The sequence below is a fragment of the Microcystis sp. LE19-195.1E genome, from assembly GCF_027532095.1.
GTDB lineage: Bacteria > Cyanobacteriota > Cyanobacteriia > Cyanobacteriales > Microcystaceae > Microcystis > Microcystis aeruginosa.
This window is the reverse complement of record NZ_JAPZSZ010000298.1, coordinates 1-9,122: the sequence shown is the minus strand read 5'-3', so window position 1 is coordinate 9,122 and position 9,122 is coordinate 1. Positions and strand designations below refer to the sequence as shown.

At 42.1% G+C, this 9,122-nt stretch carries 9 protein-coding genes; 3 read left to right on the top strand and 6 right to left on the bottom strand.

What is annotated here, in order from left to right; translation table 11 throughout:
* A partial coding sequence (locus O9300_RS16535) for a PIN domain-containing protein (protein WP_502846402.1) occupies positions 1 to 212 on the top strand: 212 nt, incomplete at its 5' end.
* A gap of 140 nt (positions 213 to 352) precedes the next feature.
* Here the strand turns inward: O9300_RS16535 and O9300_RS16530 are convergent.
* The 3 genes from O9300_RS16530 to O9300_RS16520 form a co-directional block, all read right to left on the bottom strand.
* Positions 353 to 784, bottom strand: coding sequence for a type II toxin-antitoxin system VapC family toxin (locus O9300_RS16530; protein WP_287972821.1), 432 nt, complete (start codon positions 782 to 784; stop codon positions 353 to 355).
* Between the two features lies 1 nt (position 785).
* Complete coding sequence (locus O9300_RS16525; RefSeq protein ID WP_106909245.1) at positions 786 to 998, bottom strand: hypothetical protein; 213 nt, start codon at positions 996 to 998, stop codon at positions 786 to 788.
* A 174-nt stretch (positions 999 to 1,172) separates the two neighbouring features.
* Positions 1,173 to 1,868 carry a response regulator transcription factor gene (locus O9300_RS16520; RefSeq protein WP_002795661.1) on the bottom strand — a complete coding sequence of 232 codons (696 nt, stop codon included), beginning with the start codon at positions 1,866 to 1,868 and terminating at the stop codon, positions 1,173 to 1,175.
* A 300-nt stretch (positions 1,869 to 2,168) separates the two neighbouring features.
* Here O9300_RS16520 and O9300_RS16515 point away from each other — a divergent pair, with 300 nt between their 5' ends.
* Positions 2,169 to 4,325, top strand: coding sequence for a putative PEP-binding protein (locus O9300_RS16515; RefSeq protein ID WP_287972818.1), 2,157 nt, complete (start codon positions 2,169 to 2,171; stop codon positions 4,323 to 4,325).
* 309 nt (positions 4,326 to 4,634) lie between these two features.
* A complete protein-coding gene (locus tag O9300_RS16510) occupies positions 4,635 to 4,826 on the top strand; it encodes a hypothetical protein (RefSeq protein WP_287972815.1) in 192 nt (63 codons plus the stop codon).
* A gap of 222 nt (positions 4,827 to 5,048) precedes the next feature.
* Here O9300_RS16510 and O9300_RS16505 read toward each other — a convergent pair whose 3' ends face one another.
* The 3 genes from O9300_RS16505 to O9300_RS16495 form a co-directional block, all read right to left on the bottom strand.
* Positions 5,049 to 7,799, bottom strand: coding sequence for a glycerol-3-phosphate acyltransferase (locus O9300_RS16505; RefSeq protein ID WP_287972813.1), 2,751 nt, complete (start codon positions 7,797 to 7,799; stop codon positions 5,049 to 5,051).
* A 203-nt stretch (positions 7,800 to 8,002) separates the two neighbouring features.
* A complete protein-coding gene (locus tag O9300_RS16500; RefSeq protein ID WP_287733041.1) occupies positions 8,003 to 8,617 on the bottom strand; it encodes a Uma2 family endonuclease in 615 nt (204 codons plus the stop codon).
* Between the two features lie 78 nt (positions 8,618 to 8,695).
* Entirely contained in the window at positions 8,696 to 8,836 is a 141-nt protein-coding gene (locus O9300_RS16495) for a hypothetical protein (protein ID WP_287972811.1), read from the bottom strand.
* Positions 8,837 to 9,122: the final 286 nt, after the last annotated feature.

The following is a 9,122-nucleotide window of genomic DNA, read 5'->3' as shown; positions in this document are numbered from 1 at the left end:
CTATTTATGATTTACTAGGTTTGAGAATGGCATTGAAAAGCGCGGACAATTATCGCCAGTTACGCAAGAAGGGGATAACTATTAGAAAAACTGCTGATGTTATTATTGCCTCCTTTTGTATTGAAAATAATCTTCCGCTCCTTTTTTCAGATAAAGATTTTATTCCTTTTGTGAAGCATTTAAAGCTAATTTCAGCTTGTCCTACCACTTGATTTCTTGAGGTTTTCAACTCTAATGCTTTACCCGAGAAAAGTAGTTTGGTTGATATATACTCCTATTCTGCTCTTGCTCGAAGGTTAGCTCTAAAACAAAATTTGTTTCAACATAGATATTCACGCCTTCCATAGGTAATTCAGTTGCTTGTAATCGTCCAATCTTCTGCTCTTAAACCGGCAATTTGCCCAAAATCTGAGAGATTTCTGGTCAGCAGGATAGCCTGATTAACCATTGAGATAGCAGCAATCTTCAAATCCATCGAACCCAAACGAGGGTAAGTTACCCGAAGTTCTTGAAAAACTTGACCTGCCTTTTCATCAAAGCCGACAATAGGAATCGTGCGATAATTAGCGAGGTGCTTTTCTAGCCTTCGATAGGCAACAACTTGGGTTTCAATCGAATTGGTCTTGGCTATGTAACTGAGCCATCCCCGCATTTGTTCTTCGTAGGTGATAATTGTGGTGGCAACTTCGCTGCTCGTAATAGCAGCCAGTTTTTTCAGCAATTGTTGTGCCGGTTGACCCCCGCGATCGAGAATACTAATATGATCGGTGTCAAGGAGATACATTTCAGGGTTCGGATGCTTCCTCGGCTAAAGGTTTTAGAGACTGGCGGTACTCTTGACCAAACTGCATTGCCTCTTCGTAAACCGGATCGTCAGCAAAAGTGCCGACAATTTTTTCCCACCAGGGAGTTTCGCTGACAGTAGGTAGCAAACGCTTAAGCAGTGCTACTTCAGCTTCTAAAGTTGCTAGTCTTATCTCTAGATCAGTGCTTAACATGGTTGACATATCCTCCTATTCTGCTCTTGCTCGAAGGTTAGCTCTAAAACAAAATTTGTTTCAACGCCAGAAGCCATAAGATGAACTGATGAAACGTTTTCCATCGGTAATTCAGTTGCTTGTTATCGTCAGTTATTGACACTCCCGTCCGCTACTTTGTCCTTAGCTGCTATATTAACTGGTTAAACCGTGTTTTAGGGCAAAACGTACCAATTCCGTGCGACTATTAGTACCAGTCTTGCTAAATAAGCGACTGACGTATTTTTCTACGTTTCTGACGCTGGTTTCTAGACGACTGGCAATTTCTTTATTCATCAATCCCTCCGCTACTAAATCTAAAACACTTTGTTCCCGGGGGGTAAGGTCAATTTTAATCGGGGGGGGAGTAGTAGTAAAAGTGTTCTGCTGTCCCACCTGCTGTTTTAATTCCCGGATATCTCGGGCAATTTCTTCTAATCTAGCGTTTTCGCTGGTGGCTTGCAAGGATTGACGACGGCGCTCGATTAAAGACTTGATTAATGCTTCTAATTCTTCGGGATCGAAAGGCTTGGATAAATAAGCATCACAACCGGCATTATAACCCTGAATGCGATCGCTTGTCATCCCCCTAGCGGTGAGAAAAACCACGGGAATTGTCTGAAAACGAGCATCTTCGCGCAATTTCTTCAGAAACTGATAGCCATCCACCTGCGGCATCATAATGTCGGAGATGACTAATTCCGGAATTTCTTGATTGAGTAAATCCCAGGCTTCGTTAGCATTACTAGCAGTTCTTACCTCGAAGTCATCCCCGTACTGTAGATATGCTTGCACAGATTCACGAACCCCGGGTTCGTCATCCACTAACAAAACTTTCGCAGGTGTGTCCATCAATTTCTCGCAGCGATCGAATATTGTCCGAATCCTATCTTATCAGCTATCAGGAGCCGGTCGTCAGGAGCCGGTCGTCAGGAGTTGGGGTTTTAGGGTTTTGGGGTATTAGTTGAAATTCCCCTATCTCCCCATTCCCTACACCCCACACCCTACACCCCACACCCCACTTCCCCACTCCCCCACTTCCCAGATCATCCTCAAGATAGTGACGGTGAGTTAAACTAGCAGATAGAACTAAAAAGTTACAAAAATCACCTAGATTATTTTAGGATCCTTTCACCATTCTTAACAAATCCCGTGACCATTCTCTGCTGGCTCGATCGCATTAGTGCTTCTGATCGCCCCCTGGTGGGGGAAAAAGCTTTTATTGCCAGTGAATTACACCAGCGAGGATACCCAATTATCGGGGGATTTGCCATTTTTAACCGCATTTTTGCGGAATTTTTGGAAACTATCAACAATGCTGACTCTTTCTTGACTGATTTTCCGCAATCTTCCCTCTATTTAGACGTAGATAACGCAAAAGCTCTGCAATTAGTCGCCAAAGAAAGTCGGCGCGCCATTTTACAAGCGCAAATTCCTCCTCTCTGGTTAGAAGAACTAGCGGCGGCCGTGGCACAATTATCCATGGATACCCTAGTATGGCGCTTTTCCCTACCAGCTAATCTGGCTCGGCGAACTCTCGGTTTATTTTCCGCTCCAATCAGTGGAATTAAAGCAGATAATCTAGAAAATGCCCTAAAACAAGCTTGGGCGGAGTTATTCACCGCCAGAAGTCTATTTTATTGGCGAAAAATGGGAATTGGTTTAGAAAACATTCAATTATCTTTACTGGTACAACCGTTATTACCGGCCAATTGTGCGGGAAATGTGTTGATTAATGACGATAACTGGAAAATTCAGGCAGTTTGGGGGTTAGGACACAGTTTAGTTAATGGAGAAGTGGCACCGGATACCTACATTATCGATCGCTCCGGTCAATTACGCAGTCGGCAATTAGGCAATAAATCCCGCGCTTATTATCTCAATAGTGACAGTAATCTGCTCGCGCCACAATTATTAGCACCCAGTTTACAGGAAAGCTACTGTTTAGATAATTTCGCCCTCGATCGCCTTTGTCAACTGGTTCAATCTCTGCTGACGGAAAAACCGACGTTAACCAGCATAGAATGGCTGATGATGCTGGATGGTCAAATTTATATTCTTAGCTGTCACAGTCAGGAAATCACCGCTACTACCTGCCATTATCCCTTAAGAGGATTAGGGGCATCCCCTGGGTTGGCATCGGGAGTGGCAAAAGTGATCAGCAATTTCGACTCCCCAGAGGCAACTTTTCAGGATTGCATTCTGGTTACTACTAATTTACCTCCCCAAAAACTGCCCCATTTACGCCAAATTCGAGCAATGATCACGGAACAGGGGGGATTAACTAGCCATGGAGCCATTTTAGCCCGGGAATTAGCCATTCCTGCCGTTGTCGGGGTGAAAAATGCCACGGAAATTATCCGCTCAGGGGAGATAATTTTAGTAGATGGTACGAGGGGAATTATTTCTCTAGCATCTCAGGAACAGATTTCCTTACCCCCACCACCACCCAGAGAAACCGACGGGACGGCAATTGCTACCCGTTTGATGGTTAATCTCAGTCAAACTGAAAGTATTGCCGGAATCCAAGAACTGCCTATTGATGGGATCGGTTTATTGCGCTCAGAATGGATGATTTTAGAGTTACTTTCTCAGCGTAATCTAGAAGAATGGTTAACACCAGAGCATCAAGAAGCATTGATCGAGAGATTAAGTGATTTAATCGCACAATTTGCCCTTAGTATCCAGCCTAAGCCTTTATTTTATCGTTCTTTTGATGCTCAACATTCGGCTCAAGACAGTCGGGGAACCCATGGTTATATATTAGATCCGACTCTATTCGATCTGGAATTGCAAGCTTTACGACGGGTACAAACCACCGGCGCCACCAATATTAATTTACTGCTTCCCTTTGTCCGCGGGGTTGAAGAATTTATTTTCTGCCGGCAACGGGTACAATCGGCTTTACTCACTCAAGTCCCTTCTTTCCAATTGGGGATAATGGTGGAAGTACCCGGGGTAATCTTTCAATTAGCGGATTATGTGCAAGCGGGGGTACAGTTAATCGCTATTGGTACTAATGATTTAACTCAATTACTTTTAGGTAGCGATCGAGAACATTTCTCAGAATATTTCAACGCCCGTCATCCCGCAGTCAGGGCAGCTTTAAAACAAATTATCACTCAAGCAAAAGTTTTACAGATTCCCTGTTCCGTTTGCGGCATGGCCATCGTTCAGTATCCTGAAATTATCGATGATCTGATTGCTTGGGGTGTGACTTCTCTTTCGGTGGATAGGGAAGCAGTTTTAGCCACTAGAGAGGCAATTGTTCGCGCCGAAAGAAGATTTTTATTGGAAAATAGCAGATAACTTCCCCACTACCTCACTACCCCACTACCCCACTACCCCACTTCCTAATTCATACTTTGTGCTTTTTGTCAAAAAAACTTTTTTTTTGCAATAAAACTACACAAAAAAAAGATCATCGTTGTGGGTGAAATTGACTCATTTACCTGTCTTAATGAGGATTACCTTCTAGGTGTGGCAAGGGTTTCAACCGTTGCTGCCCAAAAAAGCATAGAATACCCCACTATGAAATTCAGTAAAATCGCTGTAACCATTGTAACATCGTTGTTAAATAAAAATCTTTCTCAATTAATTCTTAAGAATTTGTAAATATTGCGAAATGTTAATTTAAATATTCTCAATTCTGTGGAGTTCATAGATAATTTTTGCTTATCTTTGAGCAACATTGGGTTAGAAGTCAGGAGACAGGAGACTCCGAGACAGGAGACAGGAGATTATTTTTATTTATTCTCCCCACTTCCCCACTTCCCCACTTCCCACTTCCCGCTCCGGCGCTCTTCTTAAACAGGATTTAGCATTAGATAAGGTTTGCTGAATAAATCTGAAAACTTTGTTGGGTAACACTTTTAGACTTTTTGTCAATCAAAAAGTACCAGATATGGGAGTGATCGGGGGGAAAATTCAGGGACTTTTTCCCTGAAAATTAGGTAATTGACCTCCTCAAAATCGGGAAAACCCTACACCCTACACCCTACACCCCACACCCCACACCCTGTCCCCTAATGCCTAGAGAATTTCAATAATTCCTTGACTGCCATCGAGACGAATTAATTGACCATCTTTTAACAATTTCATGGCATTATGCACATCCATAACCGCGGGAATTCCGTATTCTCTGGCAATAATAGCACCATGGGATAATTGTCCCCCCACCTCGGCAATAATGCCCACAGCCCGGGATAATAAAGGGGACCATCCTGAGTCAGTATAGGGAATAACGAGAATAGTATTAGGGGCAATTTCTAGATTTTGTAAGCTGGGCATAATTTTGATTCGTCCCTCCACTGTCCCCCCACTAGCGGCAATTCCCTGTAAGCGTTTTTTGGCAGTTAAATTTGAAACTAAAAATTCTCTTTTCGGTGGTTGTCCATAAACGATGTAGGGAATATCGGTTAATTGAGAGTTTTCTTGGAATTGTTGGCGACGCTGGCGGATAATCTGGTTAAGATTGGCGATTTTATTATGCTGACCCAACTGGGTAACTTCTGAGTAATTTAGATAAAATATATCTCCCGTCTCCGATAATATTTGCTGCTGTAACCAGAGGGTTTCTAAAGCGAGAAAATGCCAGCGTAGGTGAGCTAAAAGACGGGAGTAAATTTCAGTCACTTGGTTTTTGATATTTAATCTTTTTTGGACAGTATGGGAAGATTTAACTTTTTTATGGCTATTATTACCCGGACTATCTAAGGGGAGTTGTAGCAGCTCTTGGGGATTTTCTCGCCATCTCGGTATGGAAATATCAGTCCCCACTTCGCTTAAATAACCGTAGGTTTCTAACCAGAGGGAAAAAGCTGAGTCAAAATCTCGATCGATCGTATTTTTTCTCAGTTCAGATAGCGATCGCATTGAGGCTATTTCTGGCGCTTGGGAGTTATCCAATCTCTCAAAAGGTACTTGCGAAATACTGCGACGCAAGGCGAAGCTAAGAGGGGCAAGAATACTATAATAGGTGGCTTTTTTTAAGACGGTTAAAATCTCCTCAATTTGCTCTAAAATCTCCCCTGAAGATAAAGCTTCTGGGGAAGTAGCGTTAATTTTTTCGAGCGTCGGGATAAAATAGTTTTTTTGATCTTGGCTAAAGTCTTTTTCTAACTGTAATTCCCGTCCTAAAAGTTTTAATAAACCAGGGGAATTAGCCAAAGTTGCCGTTAAAGGTGGTTTGGTAAACTTTGCCCCTTTGGTCAGGAATTCTAAGCTTTCTGGAGGTAATCCCATGCGACGGAAAATTGTGCCTAATAAAGAAGCATTAAAATAGGCTCTTTGATAGTGTAAAGTCGCTGTTTCATTGAAGTCCAAATCGAGAGTTTTTTTGTCTAAAACTAACTGGAAAATATCTCCCCAAACTCCACAGGTTAAAGGACGATTAATTGACCAAGGCAAAGGACGAATCACCCCAGGGATAACTTCAGCCGCGATTTTTCTTGTCCAAATTGGCTGTAAATTAGTGATAGGACGGCACTGTAATAACCATAATTTTCGTCCGTCATGAGTCCATTCTATATCTTGGGGAATGCCATGATCAAGGTTTTCTAATTGCCGACAAAGATTAGCTACCTGTTGAATAATAGCCGGGGGAATATCTCCCGCTCCGATGATAATATTTTCTTCTAAATTAACTCGATAACTTTCGGGGGTGATTCTTCCCGATACAACTCTGGTGGCATCTCCGGGTAAAGCTTCAATAACTACATCTAAACTGAGAGGATTAATCGGATCACGACTGAAGGCAACTCCCGAAAAAACTCCTCGAATTTGTTCTTGGATTAACACAGCCATGGCCGTGTTTTCTTGACCTCGATCGAGTCGATAATTAACAGCATTAGGACTATTATAGGAGGTTTGGCAACTTAAAATCGCCGCCGCTAAATTTTCTCGATCGATGACGTTAAGAATTGTGGTATATTGTCCCGCAGATGAGGCGGTTTCACTATCTTCTCCAATAGCGGAAGAGCGCACGACTAAGGGATGATTAATATCAGGATTAAGAGATTCTATTAACGGTTGTGGATCATCCCCCGGTGGTAAAATCCACCCCCTAGGAATGGGATAACCGGCACGCTTAAGATCGGCTAAAGTGGCGGCTTTTTGTCCCACTTTTAAGGCCGTCAGATTGTTATCAAGGGTTTGGATCGATCGATCTCCACGAAAAAAACGAAACATAGTTTTTGATTCATTGTTAACACTTGCTTCGGGTAAGTCTAAATCGTCGGCTATTTTTTGAAAAATTGCCCCTAATAAACAGGCTAAAGCAATGGCAGTTATAATATAACCTGAATCGTGGGGACGGCGCAAGGTGAGAATTAAAGCTAATAAAAATAATCCTACCAATCTACCCGTAGATTTTTCTCGAAAAATAGTAAAGCTAATCCCACTAATGATTGAGGTGAGAAAAACAGCGACAAAATCGTGAACGATTAATCCCCAGAAAACATTAGTAGTTCCCGCACCTTTTCCTAACCAATAGCGCCCCATGACTAAGGCAATTAAAGCTAATAATTCCCAAGTGGAGCCGGTGGGAAAAAATAAACGGGTTAGGAAAATAACGATAATTCCCTTGGCTGCTTCCGAAATTACCGCCAAAATTCCCACCAATTTACCCCCATGGTAAAAAGCGGCAGTTACACCGATATTACCAGTACCTAATTGGGATAATTTACGTCCAGTTACGAGATAATTTATCCAATCGATCAGAGGCAATCCCCCGATTATAGGACAGACTAAAAAAATAAATAGGGAACCCCAAATTTCTCTCATTTAAAATGCGTCTTAGTTTACTATCTTGTCTTAGTAACGACCTTGAGAACATGAACACGAAAGCGATAAAATAAATTGAGTTTAATGGCTTAAAACCCAAGCAGATGGAGCAAATAAAGGCAATAATTGCGGATTTTAAGCGGCAAAATCAACCACTCAAACTGAAGAAAAAAGCGAAAAGAGTAAGGTGGACGATGCACACCCTACAGACTTAAGAAAATCTGATTGACAGTGAGATTTAATTCCGTGAAAGTCTGGGAAATTAGGCGATCACTGTCTCGAAATTGCCGAATTTGATATTCTTCCTCAACTAAGCAACAAACAGAGATTGTCGGTTGTTTAGGAGTGCCGAGAAAATTACGTCCACCCAAGGCTGCATAATCGACAATCCAATATTCAGGAATACCCATTTCTTCATAATCAGCAAATTTTAAGTAGTAATCATCACGCCAGTTAGTCGATACCACTTCAATGATCAGAGGGATAGATGCACCATCCCTAAGGATTGATTCTTTTTTCCATAATTTTTCCTGAGCGAGCTTGGTTCGATTTAGCACTAATACATCGGGAAAATAACCAGAATTTTTACCAGCAGGTCTGACAATCGCTTGGTTAGGAATTAAATAAGGAAGCCCTAGTCTATCAATTATTCCACTGAGTTTAACAGTTAAAAATCCTTTGATTTCCTCGTGTTCTCCTGCGGGTTGTGCCATTTCAATAATATTTCCCTTGTGTAGCTCATAACGCACTCCCGAATTTTCAGGCAGCCAAAGGACGAATTCCTCGAAATTAACAGTTTTAGGTAAAGTTTGGCTCATAGCTGGCAAAATAGCATTCTCTCTCTACTAACTTCCTTAGCTCTATTTTACCTTGAAGTAAGGTGGGCATTGCCCACCCTACAAACTCTCTACACAATCTGCGATCGCACTATCGCTGCCAAAAACGATGAGGACGAAACCAAAAATATAATTGGTAACGACGGCGAGGTTCTTGACGCTGCCACCGCTTAAAGCGATGGCAGCGTCAAAATTAAGCAAGAAGCTTAATTTGACACCAATGGCAAGTGCTGCGCCCCTACATTGCACCTGGTGTGATTGGTGGGGGCGTATATTGTACGCCCTTTCTTCGATCTCATAACCTCAAGAGAGCGATTAATAATTAGCCCCATCGAGATTAATTTACTTAGGGCTTGCTGAATAAATCTAAAAACCTTGTTGGATAAGGCTTTTAGACTTTTTTGACCTCAAAAAGTGCCGACCATTGGAGGGATCGGGGGTAAAATTCAGGTACTTTTTCCCTGAAAATTAGGTAACTGACTACCTC

Coding starts and splice junctions, on each gene's coding strand:
- O9300_RS16505 (WP_287972813.1), bottom strand. CDS start 7,799: ATGAGAGAAATTTGGGGTTCCCTATTTATTTTTTTAGTCTGTCCTATA.
- O9300_RS16500 (WP_287733041.1), bottom strand. CDS start 8,617: ATGAGCCAAACTTTACCTAAAACTGTTAATTTCGAGGAATTCGTCCTT.
- O9300_RS16520 (WP_002795661.1), bottom strand. CDS start 1,868: ATGGACACACCTGCGAAAGTTTTGTTAGTGGATGACGAACCCGGGGTT.
- O9300_RS16525 (WP_106909245.1), bottom strand. CDS start 998: ATGTTAAGCACTGATCTAGAGATAAGACTAGCAACTTTAGAAGCTGAA.
- O9300_RS16530 (WP_287972821.1), bottom strand. CDS start 784: ATGTATCTCCTTGACACCGATCATATTAGTATTCTCGATCGCGGGGGT.